Here is a 20125-nt window from a genome sequence, read left to right as displayed (position 1 = left end):
AGAATTATGCCAAAATTAAAAACAAAAAGCTCAGCAAAAAAAAGGTTTAAGATATCAGCTAAGGGCAAAGTTATATCTGCTCAAGCAGGTAAAAGACACGGTATGATTAAACGAACGAATTCGCAAATTAGAAAATTAAGAGGCACTACGACTTTGTCTAAACAAGATGGCAAAATTGTTAAATCATACATGCCTTACAGTTTAAGAGGGTAATAATGGCAAGAGTTAAAAGAGGCGTAACAAGTAAAGCAAAACATAAAAAAGTTTTGAAAGCCGTAAAAGGTCAGTGGGGCAGAAGAAAAAATACTATCAGAGTTGCTAAACAAGCTATGGAGAAATCCATGCAGTATGCTTACAGAGATAGAAGAAACAAAAAAAGAGATTTCAAATCATTATGGATACAAAGAATTAATGCTGGTGTAAGAGCAGAGGGTATGACTTATTCAAAATTCATTAATGGTTTAAGTAAATGTGGTGTTGCAATAGATAGAAAAATTTTAGCTGAAATTGCTTACGATAGTCCAGAAGCATTTAAAACAATTGTACAAAAAGCTCAATCCGCTTTAAATTAATCTCTATTGTTTTTATTTCTTAAGGAAATAATCTACTAATATGTCAGACATAAAAAATATTAGAGATCAATTTGTATCAAAGCTTAAAAATGAATTAAGCTTAGATGAAATCAATACAATCAAAACAGAGTTATTTGGAAAAAATGGTCAAATTTCATCTTTATTCAAAACAGTAGGATCAATTCCAGAGTCTGATAGAAAAACTTTTGCAGCTGATTTAAATAAAATAAAGGATGAGCTTCAATCTTTAATTTCGGAAAAGATTAAAGAAATTGAGACAAAAGAAATTAATCAAAAACTTGAAAAAGAAAGAGTTGATATAACTTTACCAGGTAGATCTTTTGTTAGAGGTAAAATCCATCCTGTATCTCAAACGATAGATGAGATTTCATCTATCTTTTCAGAAATAGGTTTTAGTGTTGAAGAAGGACCAGATGTAGAAAACGAATATAATAATTTTACTGCATTAAACACTCCAGATAATCACCCAGCTCGTGACATGCACGATACTTTTTATTTGGACGAAAATAAGGAAGTTTTGTTAAGAACGCATACTTCACCAGTTCAAATTAGAACTATGTTAAAGGATAAACCACCGTTTAAAATTATTGCTCCAGGTAGAACATATAGATCAGATAGTGATCAAACACATGCACCAATGTTCCATCAGGTTGAGGGCCTTCATATAGATAAAAATATTAATATGGGTCATTTAAAGGGATGTTTAAATTATTTTATTAAAGAGTTCTTTGAAGTGGAAAAAATCAAAATGAGATTCAGACCAAGTCATTTCCCTTTTACAGAACCATCTGCAGAAGTAGATATTGGTTACGAAATTAAAGATGGTAAAATTGTTATAGGAGAAGGAGATCAGTGGCTTGAAATTTTAGGATGTGGAATGGTTCATCCAAACGTTTTAAAAAATGTTAAAGTTGATCCTGCTAAATACCAAGGATATGCATTTGGCATAGGTATAGACAGGTTGGCAATGCTAAAATACGGTATTAATGATTTAAGAGCTTTCTTTGACTGTGATTATAGATGGTTAAATCACTTTGGATTTGATCCACTTGATGTACCCACAAATTATAGAGGTCTAAGTCGATGAAGATAACATTTGATTGGTTAAAATATCACTTATCTGTAAGTGCTAAAGAAGAGAAGTTACTTGAGAAATTAACTGATATTGGACTTGAAGTTGAAAGTGTTGAAAATTTATCTGAAGGTTTAGATTTATTCAAAGTAGCAAAAATTTTAAAAACGGAAAAACATCCTAATGCAGACCGTTTAAAAGTTTGCGATGTTGATGTGGGTGAAAAAGAAATTAAGAAGGTCGTGTGTGGTGCACCAAATGCTAGAGAAGGTTTAATCACTGTTTATGCTCCTCCTGGTGCGGTTATTCCAAAAAATAAAACTAAATTAGTTATAGCAAAAATTAGAGATGTTACATCTTATGGTATGCTTTGTTCTGAATCTGAACTCAATTTGTCTGAGGAAAGTGATGGAATTACTGAGCTTTCAACCTCAAAATACAACAAAAGTATTGGAAAAAGTTTTTTTACTCAATCTAATTCTAATTTAATTGATTTATCAATCACACCTAACAGACCGGATTGTCTTGGTGTTAGAGGAATAGCCAGAGATTTAGCAGCTTCAGGCTTTGGTAAATTAAAACAGATTAAAAAACAAAAAATAAACTCGAAAAAATCTCAAACAATTAAAGTAAAAATTACAAACGAAAAAAACCAAGGATGTTTTTCTTTTGGAAGCTGTTTGGTAACAAATGTAAAAAATACTGAAAGTCCAAAGTGGTTAAAGGATAAATTAATTTCTATAGGTCAAAAACCTATTTCAGCAATTGTTGATATTACAAATTATGTAATGATTGATATTAATCGTCCATTACACGCATATGATGCTGATAAAATTGAAAAAGGTATAATTGTTAGAAACTCAAAATCTGGCGAAGAGTTTACAGCCCTAGATAACAAAACCTATAAGCTTGAAGATGACATGTGTGTAATTAGTGATAACAAAGGCGTGTTAGGACTAGGTGGTATTATTGGAGGCACTAGATCTGGAACAGAAATGGATACACAAAACGTTTTAATCGAGTCAGCTTATTTTGACCCAAGATCAATTAGACGAACAGCAAAAAGATTAAATATCGATACAGATGCAAAGTTTAGATTTGAAAGAGGAATAGATCAATTGTCGATCGAAGAAGGTTTAAATAAAGCAGCATTTTTAATTAAAGAAATTTGTGGTGGTGAAATTAGTAAGATTGATATCCAAAAAATTAGTACATTTAAAAATCCAATAATTAAATTTGATCCAAATTTATTTGAAAAAGTAACAGGTTTTAAAATTTTAACGAAAGATATGTTAAAAATTTTAGATAACCTAGGTTTTATATGCAAAAAAGATAAAAAATTTTTTAAATTAACTATCCCATCATGGAGACCAGATATTACTCAGGAAATAGATGTAGTTGAGGAATTGGTAAGAATAGTAGGGTATGATAAAATCAAGTTAGAAGAGCCAATCAAAGAGAGAAAAAAATCTACTTTAACACAAACTCAAAAATTGTTTCATTTCCTTCAAAGATCTGTTGCTTCAAAAGGTTATTTGGAAGCAATTACTTGGTCTTTCACAGATGCAAAATACAATGATCATTTCAGAGGGCAAAATGAAGAATTAAAAATTGTAAACCCTATAAGTTCAGAATTAGGAGTTTTAAGAAATTCAATATTTTCAAATTTAATTATGTATATGAGTAAAAATATAGATAGAGGAATTAAAGATTTGTCTATTTTTGAAATTGGACCAACGTTTTTTGGAAAACAGCCTGGTGAACAAAATATAGTAGTTTGTGGTTTAGCAGCTGGAAAAAAATCTCGTCTTTCCTGGCTAGAAAAAGAGAGAAATGTTGATGTTTTTGATATCAAAAAAGATGTAGTTCAAACTTTAGTTGAAGCAGGTTACGATGCAGAAAAATTTTTTATCGATGATGAAACGCCTGATTATTATCATCCGGGAAAATCAGGAAGACTGTTTTTAAATAGAGGTAAAGAAAGTGTAGTTGCATACTTTGGTGAAATTCATCCAAATATCATTAAGACAATTGATATGAAAACTGAGTCCTTAGTAGGTTTTGAAATATTTCTTGATAATTTAAAATTACCAAAAAAATCATTGAAAGATCAAAAAACAAAATATTCTGTTTCAGATTATCAAAAGTCAGAAAGGGATTTTGCTTTTATAGTTGATAAGAAAATTAAGGTTCAAGATTTGGTAAATGTTGTATCAAATGTTGATAAAAATTTGATTTCTAACATTAAAGTTTTTGATGTTTATGAGGGCGATAATATTCCTGAAAACCAAAAATCAATTGCAATCAGTGTTACAATTCAATCTCAAGAAAAAACTCTCAAAGAAGCAGATTTAGATCAAATAAATAAGTCAATTATAGAAACAGTCGAAAATAAAACTGGCGCTAAAATTCGATCCTAAAGCCAATGAGTTCAATCGATAATATAAGAAATTTTGCAATCATCGCACACATTGATCATGGAAAATCTACTATTGCAGACAGAATAATTCATAGTTGTGGTGGTCTGACCGAAAGAGAGATGAAAGCTCAAGTTTTAGATTCAATGGATATTGAACGAGAGAGAGGTATCACTATTAAAGCTCAAACAGTAAAGCTAAATTATAAAGCTAAAGATGGAAAAGAATATATTTTAAACATTATAGATACCCCGGGCCATGTAGACTTTAGCTATGAGGTTAGTAGATCATTATATGCGTGCGAAGGTTCAATTTTGATTGTGGATAGTACACAAGGAGTAGAGGCCCAAACTTTGGCAAACGTTTACCAGGCATTAGATACAAATCATGAAATTGTCCCAGTATTGAATAAAGTAGATTTGCCAGCTTCTGATTTAGAGAGAACAAAAAAGCAAATCGAGGAAGTTATTGGGATAGATACTGAGAATGCTATTCCGTGTTCTGGAAAAACTGGCGAAGGAATAGGAGATATTTTAGAGCAAATTATAACCACTTTACCGGCTCCAAAAGGAGAAAGTTCATCAGATTTAAAATGTTTACTAGTTGATAGTTGGTACGATACTTACTTAGGAGTTGTCATATTAGTTAGAGTTATAGATGGGAAACTTTCAAAACATATGAAGATCAAAATGATGTCTACAAATCAAGAATATATCGTTGAAAAAGTTGGTGTTTTTACACCAAAGCCAGTTGATATCACTGAATTAAAAACAGGAGAAATAGGGTTTATAACAACAGGAATAAAAGTGTTATCAGAAACAAAAGTTGGAGATACAATTTGTGATGCAACAAAGCCATTAAATGAAGCTTTGCCAGGTTTTAAACCTAGTAAACCTGTAGTATTTTGTGGATTGTTTCCTGTAGATAGCTCAGAGTTTCAAAAATTAAAAGATGGGTTAGCGAAGTTACAATTAAATGATGCTAGCTTTTCTTTTGAACCAGAATCATCTTCAGCTTTAGGCTTAGGTTTTAGATGTGGGTTTTTAGGTTTACTTCATTTAGAAATTGTAACAGAAAGACTTGAAAGAGAATTTGATGTTAATTTATTAACAACAACTCCTGGTGTAGTTTATAAAGTTCATTTAAATAGTGGCGAGACTATAGATTTACAAAATCCATCAAGTTTACCAGATCCAACATTGATAAAAAATATTGAAGAACCTTGGATTAAAGCGACTATCATTACACCAGATCAGTATCTAGGTTCAATAATTAAGATGTGCCAGGACAAAAGAGGAGTGCAAACCAATCTTAGTTATTCTGGCAATAGAGCAGTGGTAAATTATGAACTTCCCTTAAATGAAGTTGTTTTTGATTTCAACGACAGACTTAAGTCTATGACGAGTGGATATGCAAGTTTTGATTATGAGATAATTGAGCATAGAGAAGGCGATTTAGTAAAACTTGGTATATTAGTAAATGGTGAACCTGTTGATGCCTTAGCCATGATGATACATAAAGATTTTGCTCAAAAAACTGGGAGAGAAGTTTGTGAAAAACTAAAAGACTTAATTCCAAGACATAATTTTATGATTCCTGTTCAAGCTGCAATTGGTGGAAAAATTATTGCTAGAGAAACAATTAAAGGATTTAAAAAAGATGTTTTAACAAAAATTCATGGTGGTGGAGCTACAGATAGAAAAAGAAAATTATTAGAAAAACAAAAAAAGGGTAAGGCCAGATCAAAACAATTTGGAAGAGTAGAAATACCTCAAGAGGCATTTATTGGTGTTCTTAAAATTTCAAAAGAAAAATAACCGGAGAGGTGGCCGAGTGGTTGAAGGCGCACGCTTGGAAAGCGTGTAAAGGAGCAATTCTTTCATGGGTTCGAATCCCATTCTCTCCACCATAATTAAAAATTATTATAAAAAAAATTAGATCTATTTTTTATTTCAAAAATTTTTTTGTAACCCAAAGATGACAGATAATTGTTAACTGAATTAAAATTTTTTTCAAAAATTTCAATTTGTAAAATACATTTATTATTCGAAAGAGTCTTATTTAAACCTTCTAAAACATTTAATTCATGTCCCTCTACATCAATTTTTAAGGATAATTTTTCATCTCTCAAATTTAAATATTCATCACCAATTTTAAAGTCCGCAAAAAAACTGCTATCATTTTTTAAATTAGTATCATTATTCGTTACGCCCGCACCGCCAGTTTGTTGATATCCAAATTTAACCATTGTTTGCATCTTTAGCTTCTTTGAAACATTAGATAATCCAAAATTATTTAAATTAATTTTTTTTGATAAATCAGAATTTATATCTAATGATTTTGAAAATTTATAAAAAGCTTCTTTGTTAGGCTCAAAGGCTAAAATAGAAATATTTTCGACATTTTTTCCGATTGTTAAAGAATAGTAACCACAATTAGCTCCAATATCTAAAAAAAAATTTATTTTATTGATATTAATTTTTTCAATTAGATAATTAATTTCCAAACTTTCAAATTCATTATGTAATATTAATTCTCTATCTATTGGATCTAGAAAATCTAGAAACATTTTAGTATTTTTAATTTTAAAATACCCTCTATTTTTATTTAAAATTTTTAATAATCTGATCAGTACACTTGGTATAAGTCTTTTTAAAATTGGGAGTTTAAGAATTTTCCTGAATATCATTAAAATATTTCTTTTTTATTGGTAAAATCATATATCAATGATTTGAGGACTTTAAATATGCAAAATCTCATTGTTTTTAAATGTATTTTAAAAGCTTTTTTTCGACAAAAGTTGTTATTTACCAACAATAATTATTAAAAAATGATATAATTAATTTTTCCAAAAAATTAAAAAAATGACAAATAAAAATAATTACCAAGCAGATTCGATTAAAGTTTTAAAAGGTCTTGAGGCAGTTAGAAAAAGACCAGGGATGTATATAGGAGATACTGATGATGGTACTGGCTTGCATCATATGGTTTATGAGGTTGTAGACAATTCCATAGATGAGGCATTAGCAGGTCATTGTAAAAATATTAATGTAAAAATTAATGCTGATGGAACAATTACTGTAAATGATGACGGAAGAGGTATCCCTGTCGACATGCATAAAGGGGAAAAAAAATCTGCAGCTGAGGTAATTATGACTCAACTTCATGCTGGTGGTAAGTTTGATCATGACTCTTATAAAGTTTCTGGTGGGTTACATGGAGTCGGTGTTTCAGTTGTTAATGCATTATCAGAAAAACTGGAATTAGAAATAAATAGAGACGGAAAAAAACATTTTATAGAATTTAAAAATGGTGAAGTAAAATTTCCATTAAAAGTAATTGGAAAATCAAAAAATACAGGTACTCAAATAACATTTTTACCTTCAAAAGATATATTCTCATCAATTAAATTTAGTGCAAATATTTTAATTAAAAGGATGAGAGAGTTAGCCTTCTTAAACAAAGGTATCAAAATAATTTTTACTGATGCTAGTCAAAAAAAAGAAAAAACATCTGAGTTTAAATATGATGGCGGTGTTTTGGAATTTGTAGATTTTTTAGATGAGAAAAGAGAAAAACTACAAAATAAAAATGGTAATGATTTATTTCGAAAACCAATTTACATTGAGGGCAAAAAGAATAACATTGAAATAGAGTGTTCATTAAAATGGAATGCTGGTTATGCAGAAGATATATTTCCATACACAAATAATATTTATCAAAAAGATGGTGGAACCCATTTATTGGGTTTCAGAAGCGCTCTTACAAGAGTCATAAACAAATATGCCAATGAAAATAATTTATTAAAAAAGAATAAATTAGCTATTTCAGGAGATGACATTAAAGAGGGCTTAACGTGTGTGCTTTCAACTAAAATCCCTGATCCTAAGTTTTCTTCACAAACCAAAGACAAGTTAGTTTCGTCCGAGGTAAGAATGATTGTTGAAACTTTGGTAAATGAAAAATTATCAATTTGGTTTGATCAAAATCCATCGATTGCCAAAATTGTTTTAGCTAAAGTTATTCAAGCAGCTATGGCAAGAGATGTTGCAAGAAAAGCTAGAGAAAATGTAAGAAGAAAAGGAGCCCTTGAGTTAAGTGGATTACCAGGAAAATTGGCTGATTGTCAGATAGGAAAACAAGAGGGTACAGAGTTGTTTATAGTTGAGGGAGACTCAGCAGGTGGTTCTGCTAAACAAGGAAGAAATAGAGCAAATCAAGCTGTTTTGCCTCTAAGAGGTAAAATTTTAAACACTTATGTAGAGGACATAAATTTAAAAAAAAATGGTAATGGCAATGGTAATGGTTCTGATCTAAGAACCAAAGCTCTTGCAAAAATGATATCTTCAAATGAGATAGTAACATTAATTAATGCACTTGGACTTGATCCTAAATCTCAGGAAATAGATTTAAAAGATTTAAGATATGGTAAAATAATTATAATGACCGATGCCGATGTTGATGGTTCTCACATAAGAGCATTGTTGTTAACTTTTTTTAATAACAAACCATTTAATAAATTAATTGAAAATGGTCATGTTTATTTAGCTCAACCACCATTGTTTAAAATTAATAAAGGTTCAAAAGGGATTTATATTAAAGATGAAAAAGAATTAGAGGATTATATCGTAAATAATAACAAAGAATTAAAAAAAATAAAAAAAGGCTCAAAAGAATATTATAATTCTTTAGATTTAGAAAAATCAAAAATGAATATACAAAGGTTCAAGGGACTTGGTGAAATGAACCCAGAAGAGTTGTGGAATACAACTTTAGACCCTGAAACTAGAAATTTGCTTCAAGTGCAGTACTCTAAAGATCTTAAAAAAGATCAAAGTCTTATCCATACACTAATGGGAAGTGATGTTGCGTTAAGAAAAGATTTCATAGTCTCAAATGCTATCAATGTAAAAAATCTTGATATTTAAAAATGAAGTTTTTTGAAACTTCAAAACACCATTCATTCAAAAAATCTACTTATATTACCTTAAGATGGATTGGCATAATTGGACAGTTAATTGCAGTTAATTTTGTATACTTTGTATTAGATTTTAAATTTGACTTTATAACTTCTAATCTAATTATATTTATTGGTATCATAAGTAATTTTTACTTAATTTTTATTTATAAAAAAACTCAATTATCAGACAGATCAGCTTTCATTTTTTTAGTTATTGATATTTTGCAATTAGCTATTTTACTGTACTTGTCAGGTGGAATTCTTAATCCATTTGTTATTTTTATAATTATTCCAAGTGTATTTTCATCATCCAATTTAAGTTTTAGAACAAATACTATGCTTGTATTGTTAACAGTCTTATCAATTATATTTTTAACTTTTTATTCAACAGAATTACCTTCTCCACTTGGGGATCATTTTCATGTAAGCCCTTATTATTATTACTCTATCCCGATTGCTTTGATTATTGCTCTTGTTTTTTTAAATTATTTTGCAATGACATTTGGAACTCAATCTAGGTTAAGAAAAGAAGCTCTTACAAAAATGGAAGAAGTAATGGCCAAAGAACACGAACTATTGTCCTTGGGTGGTCAAGCCGCTGCAGCTGCTCATTCTTTGGGAACACCACTTTCTACAATAAAAATAATTACCCAAGAGTTACTAAAACAATTTGAAGGTAACAAAGATGTGGAAAAAGATATAAGTTTATTATCTAGTCAGGTTGAAAGATGTAATGAAATATTAAAAAAATTAACTCTAAATCCAGATGAAGAAGATGAATTTATTGATAAGGACATTTCTATAAGAGATTATTTAAATGAAATTTTAAATTCATTTAAAGAGATAAGTACAAAGAAATTTATCTTTAATTTTGATCAAGATTCTAACTCAAAAAAAATAGTTAAATCTATAGAAATTGTTTATGGACTAAGAAATTTTATAGGTAATGCTAATAAATTTTCTGATGAAAATATATTTATAAATTTAAAGAGTGATAGTGAATTTACCGAAATAAGTGTTGAGGATGATGGTCCAGGTTATCCAAAAGATATTTTGTCAAAAATAGGAGAACCGTATTTAAAATCAAATAATCCTCAAGATAGATCAAAAACAGGACTTGGTTTAGGTTTGTTTATAGGAAAAACATTGTTAGAAAAAAATTTTGCTTCTGTAATATGTAGAAACTCTAAAACAAGATCTGGTGCTGAAGTGATAATTAAATGGAGAAATAAAGATTTATTTAATATTCAATGAAATTTTTTCTTTGTTTCGAACAAAGAGCTTAGTTGAGATATCATCACATCACCTAATTCATTTACATCGGTAATTTTTATAGCTCTATCATAATATCTCGAAACATCATGGCCAATACCAATCGCTAAAATTTCAATATCAGATTTATTCTCAATAAATTTGACCATTTTCTTTAAATGTTTTTCTAAAAAGTCTCCTGAATTTACTGAAAGCGTTGAGTCGTCAACTGGAGCTCCATCAGAAATTACCATTAAAATTTTTCTTTCTTCTTTTCTTTTTTTAATCCTGTTGTAAGCCCAAGATATAGCTTCACCATCAATATTTTCTTTTAACAAACCCTCTTTTAACATCAGACCTAAATTATTTTTTGCCTGTCTCCAATGTGTATCAGCACCTTTATAAATTATATGTCTTAGGTCGTTAAGTCTCCCAGGTGTTTTTGGTTTTGAATTTTTAGTCCAAAATTCTCTACTCTGTCCACCTTTCCAGTTTTTTGTAGTAAATCCTAAAATCTCTACTTTGACCGAACATCTTTCGAGTGTTCTTGAGAGAATATCTGCACAAATAGCAGCAATCGTTATTGGTCTTCCTCTCATAGAACCAGAATTATCAATAAGCAAAGTTACAACTGTATCTTTAAAGTCTAGATCCTTTTCTTTCTTAAATGACAAAGAATTATATGGATCCATTATTATTCTTGGTAACTTTGAACTATCAAGTAAGCCTTCTTCTAAATCAAATTCCCAAGCTCTATTTTGTTTTGCAAGTAATTGTCTTTGAAGTTTATTAGCTAACTTAGTAATTACATCTTGGAAACCAATTAACTGTTGATCTAAATTTTTTCTAAGTTTAGTAGCCTCATCTGCATTTTCTAGATTTTCAGCTTTAACAACTTCATCGTATTGTGTAGTAAATATTTTGTAATCAAGATTTAAATTATCAATTTTTTTTTGAATTACCTGCTCAGAGTTTTGTTCATCAGACTCAATATCAGACAACTGCTCATCCAAATTAAACTCGTCAATACTATAATCAGCATCAACAGAAGCTTCTGTTTGCTGTTCATCATTTTCATCTTTGCTATCTTCATTCTCTTTATTTTGGTCATCATTTGAGGGATTGTCTTGACCTTGATCTTGATTTTCTTCCTCTTCTTGGTCTTCCTCATCACTTTGAAAAATATCCATTTCTTCAAGTATTTCAGAAAATTTAGAACTATATGTATTTTGATTTTCTAAATTATTTAATAAAAATTCTTTATGCTTCTTAATTGATTGCTCAAAATCTTTTTCCCAGAAATTAAGCATTCTAGATGTTAAAGGATTTAGGTCTATATTATGAAAATTTTTAAGCATATATAGCTCAAATGCTTCAGCAACAGGAACGTCTTCTTTTGTTTTAAGCTGATCTTTTCTTTTACGATTAATTATTTGTGAATAGTTTTCAGAAAAATTTTTTTGAATTCCTTTCAACATTTTGCCTCCTAGGGCTTCATATCTAATCTTTTCAGCTATATTATATAAAGATCTAGAGGAAGTATTTGAAGGCAAATTTTTTCTGTAAATTTTTTCATTAGAAAACCTTTTTTTAAGTGCTGTAGAGTCTGTTTCAGCCCTTAATTTTATAAAATCACTTGGACTAGTTAGATCATTTATTTCAAAAGACGAAATATCTTTAGTCTTTTTATCTTCAGAAGATTTATTGTTTATATCAATATCATCTGCGATAACTTTTGCTGTTGAAGATAAAGCAATTCTAAATTTTTCTTTTAAATTTGTTTCTTTATTGCTCATTTAGATTTGAATATTGATCAAAGACTCAGGCAATTCTTCACCAAAACATCTTTGATAATATTCTGCGATTGTATTTTTCTCGATATCATCGCACTTATTTAAAAAGGTTACTCTAAAAGCATATCCAGTATCTTTAAAAATTTCAGAATTTTCAGCCCAATGAAGAACTGTTCTTGGGCTCATTACAGTAGATATATCTCCAGCAATAAAACCTTTTCTAGTTAAGGATGCTACTTTAATCATATTAGCAACTTTTTCTTTTCCCTTAGCATTATTTAAATTTTTATTCTTTGATAAAACTATATCCATTTCTCTATCTAGGCTTAGATAGTTTAATGTTGTTACAATATTCCATCTATCCATTTGCCCTTGGTTAATCTGCTGTGTTCCGTGATAAAGTCCAGTAGTATCACCAAGCCCAACTGTATTAGATGTAGCAAATAACCTGAAATACTTATTTTGACTAATTACTTTGTTTTTATCTAGTAGTGTGAAATTTCCTTCAGCCTCCAACACTCTTTGAATAACGAACATAACATCAGGTCTTCCAGCGTCATACTCATCAAATACTAAAGCAACTGGATTTTGAATTGACCATGGCAGAATACCCTCATTAAACTGTGTCACTTGTTTTCCATCTTTAAGAACAATTGCATCCTTACCTATTAAATCTATTCGACTAACATGACTGTCTAAATTTACTCGAATACACGGCCAGTTTAGTCTTGCAGCTATTTGCTCTATGTGTGTTGATTTTCCAGTACCATGATATCCTTGTACCAATACTCTTTTATTGAACGCAAATCCTGAAATGATTGCAAGTGTAGTATCTCTATCAAATTTATAGTTTTTATCTATTTCAGGCACATATTCATTTTTTTTTGAAAATGCATCTACTTCCATTTCGGAATCTATTCCAAAAGATTGTTTTAAAGAAACTTTTATGTCAGGTTGGATGTTAAGATTTGGAGTCAATTTTTTCCCTATAAGTGTTTTTTAGCTGTGTGTAAGCTAAAGTTATCAGTTTTAATTTTTCCTCGTATTTTTTATTTCCGGCATTCATATCAGGGTGAAATTTTTTAACAAGCACTTTGAATTTTTCTTGTATTTTTTGCCACTTTAAACCTACAGATATTCCCAATATTCCAAATGCTTTAATATCTTTATGATCAAATTTAAATTGACGCATATGATTGTAGTCTCCATTGAATTTATCTTTATCAAATTCATCTTTTAATGTTGTGTTCCACAGGACCTTAAAAAAATTATCTGAAGAACTAAAATTTTGAGTGGGTTTATGCCAAGTCATATCTGACTTTAAAAAATTGATTACCTGATTATCACTCATCCCTGAAAAATAATTCCAATTTTTGTTAAATTCTTTAACATGTTCTAGACAAAGCATTCTATATTTCCTGCTATTATCTTTCTCAATTGGTGCTCTATATTCACCAATTTCATTACAATTATTCCAGTCACAAATATTTTTCATGATATAATAATTACTATATGGATATAAATGAATTAATTGCAATTATAAAAAAAAAATTATCAGATCAAATAAATATTCAAAGTATAGATATAGAAGATAAATCTTTTCTTCACAAAAATCACAAAGGTAATCAAGAAGGTAAATATCATTTAAAGTTAAATATAGTTTCTGATGAGTTAAAAAGTATGAACAGAATTGAAAGTAATAAAAAAATTTATAAAGTATTAGATAAAGAATTGAAAGAAACTATTCACTCAATTCAAATTCAATTATCTTAAGTAATCATTAAAAAATCTTTTCAATCTTTCTTTTGGATATTCAATATTAATTTGCGGAGACCCAATTTTTTTTAAAAGCACCAAATTAATTTTTTGGGATTTATTTTTTTTATCCTTTGTCATGAAAAATAATATTTTATTTATATCTTTTTTTGTAAAAAATTTATTAACTGATATTGCTAGATTTAAATTATTGATATGATTTAATATTAGGTTGTAATCACTTTTTTTAAGCATTTTTAAATTTAAACTAAAACTTAATGCTGTCTTTATACCTAAGATTACTGCTTCACCGTGATTTAATTTCTTATTGTAATTTAAGCTTGCTTCATAAGCATGGCCAAATGTATGTCCAAAATTTAAAACTTTTCTTAAATTTTTTTCTTTCTCGTCTTTTTCAACCACATTTTTTTTAATTTTACAGCTTTCATAAATTGCTTTTTCAATAAATGGAGAGCTCAGTTTAGTAATTTTATTCATATTCTTATTTAAAAATATAAAGAAATTTTTATCTCTTATCAGAGAATGTTTTAAAATTTCACCATATCCACAAATAATCTCTCTTTTTGGAAGCGATTTAAGAAAATCAACATCTGATATAACTAAGTTTGGTTGATAAAAACTACCAATTAGGTTTTTTCCGTAATGTGAATTTATGCCAGTTTTGCCACCAATCGAAGAGTCAACTTGGGACAAAAGTGTTGTTGGTATATTTATAAATTTCATACCTCTTTTAAAGATACTAGATGCAAAACCACTTACATCACCTGTAATACCCCCACCTATTGATATTATACAGTCATCTCTAGAAAAGTTTTTATTTAATAAAATTTCTAAGATCTTATTAATAATACTAAAGTTTTTATTGGTCTCACTGGCATTAAAAAAACATATATGTATTTTCTTTTTTTTTAATGAATTTTTTATTTTAGTGATAAATTTTTTTGGTACATTTTTATCAACTACAAGAAGACATTGATTGAATGTTAAAGAATTACTCTTAATTATTTTTGATAGGTTAGTAATTAAATTTGATCCAATTATTATTGGATATTTTTGTGTTTTTGTTTCAATTTTTAATTTAATTGGTTTCATAAATTTCTTTAATTTTACCTACTATTTCATTTTTTGTAAGATTATCACATTTGATTTCATATAAGGCTTTAGAATAAATGTTAGTTCGTTTTTTAATTAAATCAATTAAATCATTATCTGTAGCATTAATTGTTAAAGGTCTTTTTTTGCTATTTTTAATTCTTTCAACTAAAATTTTTTCATTCCAATTTAACCAAAATGAATAATGATTTTTTAAAACTTCATTTCTAATATTTTTATTTGCAAAAGCACCTCCTCCAAGAGAGACAACTGTAGAACTAAGTTTTAATTTTTTAAGTGTAGTTTTTTCCTCAATTTTTCTAAAATATTCTTCTCCTTTTGTTTCGAATATTTTTCGAATTGTTGTATTTAAATTTTTCTCTATTTCTTTATCTACATCTACAAAATTTAATTTAAATTTTTTTGCTACTAAAGAGCCTATAGAACTCTTACCAGATCCCATCATACCTAGAAAAACTAGATTTTTTTTTGATTTCATAAGTTTAAATATTGAAAAAACACAAATATGTCTTAATTTGAAATTAACTAAAGTTATATGCAATTCAACAAAAATACAAGTTCAGGTAAAAAAAGTATAATCGGACTAGTTGTTAAATCTATTTTTGGACTAGTAATTGTTCTTGGCGTTGTTTTAATTCTCAATTCAATTGATTTTCCTGCTCCTAAAAAGGAAATTGAAAAAATTATTCCAAATGAAAATTTTAAAATTGTTAAGTAAAAAATTCTTTTTTATTTTTTTAAGCTTTCTAATTATTTTAAATCCTATTCACGCAGAAGATAATCCAATCGATATATGGAATCTTGAAAAAAAAGAAAATGAAACTGTTGAGGAAGCAGTTATTACTGAAGGTGAAAATAATAATGATCAAATAAGTGTTTTTGATATGCAGTCAGATAAAAACGCTGGCTCGATAGAATTAGATGAAAATTTAATATCAAAAGAAGTCAAAATAGTAGGATTATACGATCCTGAAGAACATGGTTTGACTATTGATATGTGGACAAATTCTGATGGTCAAAAGCTAAAAAATTTATTTAACAGTTTAGAGAAAATTAATCTTTCTAATGATGCATTAGAAATTATGGAAGTCTCATTATTAACTAACGCTCATTATCCTAATCAAAATATTACTGAAAATGAATTTTTAAAATTTAAATCTGACTGGTTAATTAAAAATTCTAATTTAGAACTCATTGAAGAATTTTTGGTTAATAATCAAATTGTAAATTCTCATCCCAAACTAACCAGACATTTATTAGATAACTATTTATCAGACAAAGATATAAAGAAGACCTGTGAATTTTTTACAAAAATTAAAGAACCAGTTGAAGATGAATATTTATCTAAATTAAATTTATATTGTTTAGTTAATTATGGAAAAAATGAAGAAGCCCAATTAATTCTAGATCTTAAAAAAGAGTTAGGTTTTCAAGATGAATATTTTGAAAATAAAATGAATTACCTGTTTGGTTATATTGAAGAAGCATCCAAAGAAGTTTCTGAAAGTTCAGTATTTGAGTTTCATTTAGCTCATAGGACAAATCCAGATTTTTCTTATGAACCTAATGAAAATACACCTCAATTAATTTGGAAATATCTATCAAATTCAAATTTACTACCAGATCTAAGTAATATTGACATAAATGATCAAGATAAAATCTTAATTATTGAGAAAGCTGCAAATTATAAAATTTTCTCAGAAAAAGACTTATTTGATTATTATAAAAAATTTCAATTTAATATTGATCAATTATTAAGTGCAACTGATACTTACAAGTTGCTATCTCCATTAGAAGCGAGAGCATTAATTTATCAAAGAGCACTTTTGACGAGTGAACCAGAATTAAAATTAGAATTTTTACAATTGTTGAAGCAGCTATTTGAGGACAACAACATTGGATTAGCTTTTGATATAGAGCTAAATAACTTTTTGAACGAAATTGAAGTAGATAATGTTCCCTCAGATTATTTAAGTTTTTACAATAACTTTTCAAAAAATCAGAATTCAGAGTTCAAAAAAATTCAATACAATAATAATATTTTACATCAATCTAAGTGGGTAAATTATTTTAGAGGAGATTATTCAAAATCTGAAATACAAGAAGATTTAAAAAAATTTCTTGATAGAATAATTTTTAGTAATGAAACTTTGTCCACCAAAGATATAATTTTTATAGAAAGTCTGAAATCAGACGGAGTAGAAATACCTAGCGAGTATAACAGTTTATTTTCACAAAAGCCTTATGAGCTAGATAAAAGTTTAGTGGACTTGATAGAGGCAAATGAAGTTGGAACAGTTTTATTGTCTTTAATTGAGATAATAGGTAATAACAAAATAGAAAATATTGATGAAAAAAGACTTTATTTAATTTCGAATACATTAAATCAAATAAATGCGGATTTAATAAGAAATAAACTATTACTAAAAGTTCTTCCTTTAAAAGTATAAAAATTATAATAACATGCAAATTTTATGGCGATAAGAACGATTATTACTGAACCAAACAAATTACTTCGACAAGTATCAAAACCTGTAGAAGCCGTTGGAAGCGAAGAGCAAAAATTAATGAATGATATGCTCGATACAATGTATGATGCTAATGGTATTGGTCTTGCAGCAATTCAGATTGGTATACCAAAAAGAATTATAGTGATGGATATAAGCAAGGATGAAAACAAAAAAGAGCCCAGATACTTTGTAAATCCTGTAATAAAAAATAAAGATCCGCTTAAGGCAACTTATGAAGAAGGATGTTTATCTGTACCAAATCAATTTGCTGAAATAGATCGACCGAGTAAATGCGAGGTAGAATATTTGGATTACAATGGAAAGAAACAAATACTAAAGGCAGATGGATTGCTTGCAACATGCATACAGCATGAAATGGATCACTTGGAAGGTATATTGTTTATCGACTATCTTTCAAAACTAAAAAAATCAATGATCATAAAGAAACTTTCAAAATTAAAATCAAATACTGCTGAAGTTTAAAAATGTCAAAAAAGTTAGTTTTTATGGGTACGCCCATGTTCGCTGTACCAATTTTAAAATCTCTATATCAAAATGGATATAATATTTCTTGTGTGTATACACAGCCACCTCAAAAATCAAAAAGAGGACAAAAAATTAATAAGTCTCCAATACAAGGTATTTCTGAAACTTTAAATTTAGAATATAGAACGCCACCAGTTTTAAATAATGAAGAGGAGTATAATTTTTTAAACTCTTTAGATGCTGACTTAGCAATAGTTGTTGCTTATGGACAAATTATTCCTAAAAAATTTCTAAGTTTAACTAAAATGGGTTTTATAAATATACATGCATCATTACTGCCTAAATGGAGAGGTGCCGCACCAATTCAAAGATCAATTATGAATTTAGATCAAGAAACTGGAATAAGTATAATGAGGATTGCTGAAAAATTAGATACAGGACCAGTTTGTAATAATTATAAAATTCAACTTAATGAAAATTTGAATGCGTTAGAAATTAGCGAAAAGCTTTCTAACTTAGCAGCAGAAAAAATTTTAGATAACGTAGATGATATTTTAGATGGTAAAGCAAATTTTATTGAACAAGATCATTCGAATGCAACCTATGCATCTAAAATTCAAAAAACCGAAGGTCAAATTAATTGGGATGAAAATGCTGAAAAAATTATTGGTAAGATAAACGGTTTATATCCATCACCAGGAGCATTTTTTATGTTTAATGGAGAAAGATATAAAATCTTAAAAGCTCAAATTGGAAGAGCTCAAGGAAATCCAGGGTTAGTATTGAGTGATAATCTTGAAATTGCTTGTGGTAATAATCAATCGATAATTATTAAGGAAATTCAGAGGCAAGGGAAAAGACCTCAAAATATTGGTGAATTTATTCAAGGTTCACAGATAAAAAAAGGTTCAAATATATAAATGTTTAGATATCAGCTTTTGATAGAATATTTAGGCACAAATTACAAAGGTTGGCAAATTCAAAAAAAAAATAAAACCATTCAAGGAATACTTCAAGACAAAATTAGAAAGTTATTAAAAGAAAATATTACTATAGTCGGATCGGGTAGGACAGATGCTGGTGTTCATGCTATCGAGCAGTCAGCACATTTTGATTTAAAAAATAAATTATTGAACTTAGATAAATTTATTAACTCAATTAATCACTTTTTAAAAAATGAAAATATTACAATTCTTAAAATAAGAAAAAGAACTAGTAACTTTCATTCAAGATTTTCTGCAAAAAAGAGAGTTTATAAATATTTCATTTTAAATAGAACAAGTTCACCCGTGATTGAAAAAAATCAAGTTTGGCATGTAAGAAAAAAATTAGATTTAGATTTGATGAAATTAGGGGCAAAAAAATTAGTTGGTACTAAAGATTTCTCAACATTTAGGGCTTCAAGTTGCAATGCTAAGAGTCCAATTAGAACGATGGATTTTGTAAAATTAAAATCTTTAAATGATAAAATAGAAATTCAGTTTAAATCTCAATCTTTTCTTCAACAGCAAGTACGATCTATGGTTGGTTGTTTAAAATATTTAGGTGAAAAGAAATGGGATTTAAAAAATTTTGACAAAGCTCTAAAGTCTAAAAAAAGGTCACTGTGTGCCCCTCCAGCACCACCTACAGGATTGTTTTTATCTAGAGTTTTTTATTAGATTTTTTTTATTACTCATGGCAAATTTTTTATTTATTCGCCATCTAGACTCTGCTCTTACAATGTACCCACAACAATTTTTTGACTTACACTTACATGGAAATTGTTTGTAATTTTCATCATAACCAAAACCATAATCACAGGTAAATTCTTCACCTTTTTTGATATCTTTAATAGCTTTAACCCAAATTTTTAAACCTTTACCATCATAATCACAATTATTGTCACAAGAATGATTAATTAATCCTGCAGTATTCCATGGAAAATCTCCATCAAGGTCATATCTTTTGTTGATAGTAAATAAATAGATTGGTTTACTATTGTCATATTTATCAGACTCTTCAGTTTGTTTTTTTGTAATTAGTTTACCAACGTAATCGATTATCTTTGTACCTTCTTTGATATCTTTAGTAGCATAAAGTCCTCTACCTTTTTTATCGATATCAGATTTTTTAATTTTATATAATTTCATTGAGTTTTATTTAGTTTTTTAT

The 20125-nt window shown here is 28.2% G+C and carries 20 protein-coding genes and 1 tRNA gene; 14 read left to right on the top strand and 7 right to left on the bottom strand.

The features are described from left to right. Positions 1-6 precede the first annotated feature (6 nt). The 6 genes from rpmI to ACTTA0_RS00620 all read left to right on the top strand — a co-directional run bounded on the left by rpmI (position 7) and on the right by ACTTA0_RS00620 (position 5991). Positions 7-213 carry a 50S ribosomal protein L35 gene (rpmI, locus tag ACTTA0_RS00645; RefSeq protein WP_023854436.1) on the top strand — a complete coding sequence of 69 codons (207 nt, stop codon included), beginning with the start codon at positions 7-9 and terminating at the stop codon, positions 211-213. A 2-nt stretch (positions 214-215) separates the two neighbouring features. Beyond that, complete coding sequence (gene rplT, locus ACTTA0_RS00640) at positions 216-572, top strand: 50S ribosomal protein L20 (RefSeq protein WP_440633264.1); 357 nt, start codon at positions 216-218, stop codon at positions 570-572. 40 nt (positions 573-612) lie between these two features. Next, positions 613-1680: a phenylalanine--tRNA ligase subunit alpha gene (gene pheS, locus ACTTA0_RS00635; protein ID WP_440675519.1), complete on the top strand. Its 1068-nt coding sequence runs from the start codon at positions 613-615 to the stop codon at positions 1678-1680. Further along, the gene (gene pheT / locus ACTTA0_RS00630; RefSeq protein ID WP_440675518.1) at positions 1677-4085 is read left to right on the top strand and encodes a phenylalanine--tRNA ligase subunit beta; all 2409 of its coding nucleotides are present in this window, start codon (positions 1677-1679) and stop codon (positions 4083-4085) included. The genes pheS and pheT overlap by 4 nt, the downstream gene beginning before the upstream one ends. A 5-nt stretch (positions 4086-4090) precedes the next feature. Further along, entirely contained in the window at positions 4091-5899 is a 1809-nt protein-coding gene (lepA, locus tag ACTTA0_RS00625) for a translation elongation factor 4 (RefSeq protein ID WP_440675517.1), read from the top strand. Between the two features lie 2 nt (positions 5900-5901). Then, a tRNA-Ser gene (locus ACTTA0_RS00620) sits at positions 5902-5991 on the top strand. 3 nt (positions 5992-5994) lie between these two features. Here the strand turns inward: ACTTA0_RS00620 and ACTTA0_RS00615 are convergent. After that, a complete protein-coding gene (locus ACTTA0_RS00615) occupies positions 5995-6651 on the bottom strand; it encodes an FkbM family methyltransferase (protein ID WP_440675516.1) in 657 nt (218 codons plus the stop codon). Between the two features lie 295 nt (positions 6652-6946). On the opposite strand from ACTTA0_RS00615, the gene ACTTA0_RS00610 reads away from it, so the two are divergent. After that, positions 6947-9010, top strand: a complete 2064-nt coding sequence (locus ACTTA0_RS00610; protein WP_440675515.1) for a DNA gyrase subunit B — start codon at positions 6947-6949, stop codon at positions 9008-9010. A gap of 2 nt (positions 9011-9012) precedes the next feature. Beyond that, positions 9013-10296 (top strand): ActS/PrrB/RegB family redox-sensitive histidine kinase, encoded by a 1284-nt coding sequence (locus ACTTA0_RS00605; protein ID WP_440675514.1) that lies wholly within the window; start codon positions 9013-9015, stop codon positions 10294-10296. Here the strand turns inward: ACTTA0_RS00605 and ACTTA0_RS00600 are convergent. From ACTTA0_RS00600 to ACTTA0_RS00590, 3 genes are read right to left on the bottom strand one after another with little or no spacing between them, the layout of a single operon-like run. Beyond that, positions 10290-12089: a cobaltochelatase CobT-related protein gene (locus tag ACTTA0_RS00600; protein WP_440675513.1), complete on the bottom strand. Its 1800-nt coding sequence runs from the start codon at positions 12087-12089 to the stop codon at positions 10290-10292. The genes ACTTA0_RS00605 and ACTTA0_RS00600 overlap by 7 nt on opposite strands. After that, positions 12090-13064, bottom strand: a complete 975-nt coding sequence (gene cobS / locus ACTTA0_RS00595) for a cobaltochelatase subunit CobS (protein WP_440613503.1) — start codon at positions 13062-13064, stop codon at positions 12090-12092. After that, complete coding sequence (locus ACTTA0_RS00590; RefSeq protein WP_428079254.1) at positions 13048-13581, bottom strand: J domain-containing protein; 534 nt, start codon at positions 13579-13581, stop codon at positions 13048-13050. The genes cobS and ACTTA0_RS00590 overlap by 17 nt, the downstream gene beginning before the upstream one ends. Positions 13582-13598: 17 nt before the next feature. On the opposite strand from ACTTA0_RS00590, the gene ACTTA0_RS00585 reads away from it, so the two are divergent. Then, positions 13599-13859: a BolA family protein gene (locus tag ACTTA0_RS00585; RefSeq protein ID WP_440672726.1), complete on the top strand. Its 261-nt coding sequence runs from the start codon at positions 13599-13601 to the stop codon at positions 13857-13859. On the opposite strand, the gene aroB is transcribed toward ACTTA0_RS00585, so the two are convergent. Further along, positions 13851-14954 (bottom strand): 3-dehydroquinate synthase, encoded by a 1104-nt coding sequence (gene aroB, locus ACTTA0_RS00580; RefSeq protein WP_440675512.1) that lies wholly within the window; start codon positions 14952-14954, stop codon positions 13851-13853. The genes ACTTA0_RS00585 and aroB overlap by 9 nt on opposite strands. After that, positions 14941-15453 carry a shikimate kinase gene (locus ACTTA0_RS00575; RefSeq protein ID WP_440675511.1) on the bottom strand — a complete coding sequence of 171 codons (513 nt, stop codon included), beginning with the start codon at positions 15451-15453 and terminating at the stop codon, positions 14941-14943. Before ACTTA0_RS00575 ends, aroB begins: the two co-directional genes overlap by 14 nt. A gap of 57 nt (positions 15454-15510) precedes the next feature. Here ACTTA0_RS00575 and ACTTA0_RS00570 point away from each other — a divergent pair, with 57 nt between their 5' ends. From ACTTA0_RS00570 to truA, 5 genes are read left to right on the top strand one after another with little or no spacing between them, the layout of a single operon-like run. After that, the gene (locus tag ACTTA0_RS00570; RefSeq protein ID WP_075505937.1) at positions 15511-15693 is read left to right on the top strand and encodes a hypothetical protein; all 183 of its coding nucleotides are present in this window, start codon (positions 15511-15513) and stop codon (positions 15691-15693) included. Beyond that, positions 15668-17425 carry a hypothetical protein gene (locus ACTTA0_RS00565; protein WP_440675510.1) on the top strand — a complete coding sequence of 586 codons (1758 nt, stop codon included), beginning with the start codon at positions 15668-15670 and terminating at the stop codon, positions 17423-17425. Before ACTTA0_RS00570 ends, ACTTA0_RS00565 begins: the two co-directional genes overlap by 26 nt. A 24-nt stretch (positions 17426-17449) precedes the next feature. Next, entirely contained in the window at positions 17450-17968 is a 519-nt protein-coding gene (def, locus tag ACTTA0_RS00560) for a peptide deformylase (RefSeq protein WP_262590130.1), read from the top strand. 2 nt (positions 17969-17970) lie between these two features. After that, positions 17971-18891, top strand: a complete 921-nt coding sequence (gene fmt / locus ACTTA0_RS00555; protein WP_440675509.1) for a methionyl-tRNA formyltransferase — start codon at positions 17971-17973, stop codon at positions 18889-18891. Next, a complete protein-coding gene (truA, locus tag ACTTA0_RS00550; protein ID WP_440675508.1) occupies positions 18892-19632 on the top strand; it encodes a tRNA pseudouridine(38-40) synthase TruA in 741 nt (246 codons plus the stop codon). It begins immediately after the preceding gene. Here truA and ACTTA0_RS00545 read toward each other — a convergent pair. Then, positions 19612-20103, bottom strand: coding sequence for an SET domain-containing protein (locus tag ACTTA0_RS00545; RefSeq protein WP_262590133.1), 492 nt, complete (start codon positions 20101-20103; stop codon positions 19612-19614). The two genes, truA and ACTTA0_RS00545, sit on opposite strands and share 21 nt — an antisense overlap. Positions 20104-20125 lie beyond the last annotated feature (22 nt).

The sequence above is a fragment of the Candidatus Pelagibacter sp. HIMB1593 genome (assembly GCF_052047755.1).
Classification (GTDB): Bacteria; Pseudomonadota; Alphaproteobacteria; order Pelagibacterales; family Pelagibacteraceae; genus Pelagibacter.
Note: the sequence above shows the minus strand (reverse complement) of the source record. Positions and strands in the feature narration are given on the sequence as shown.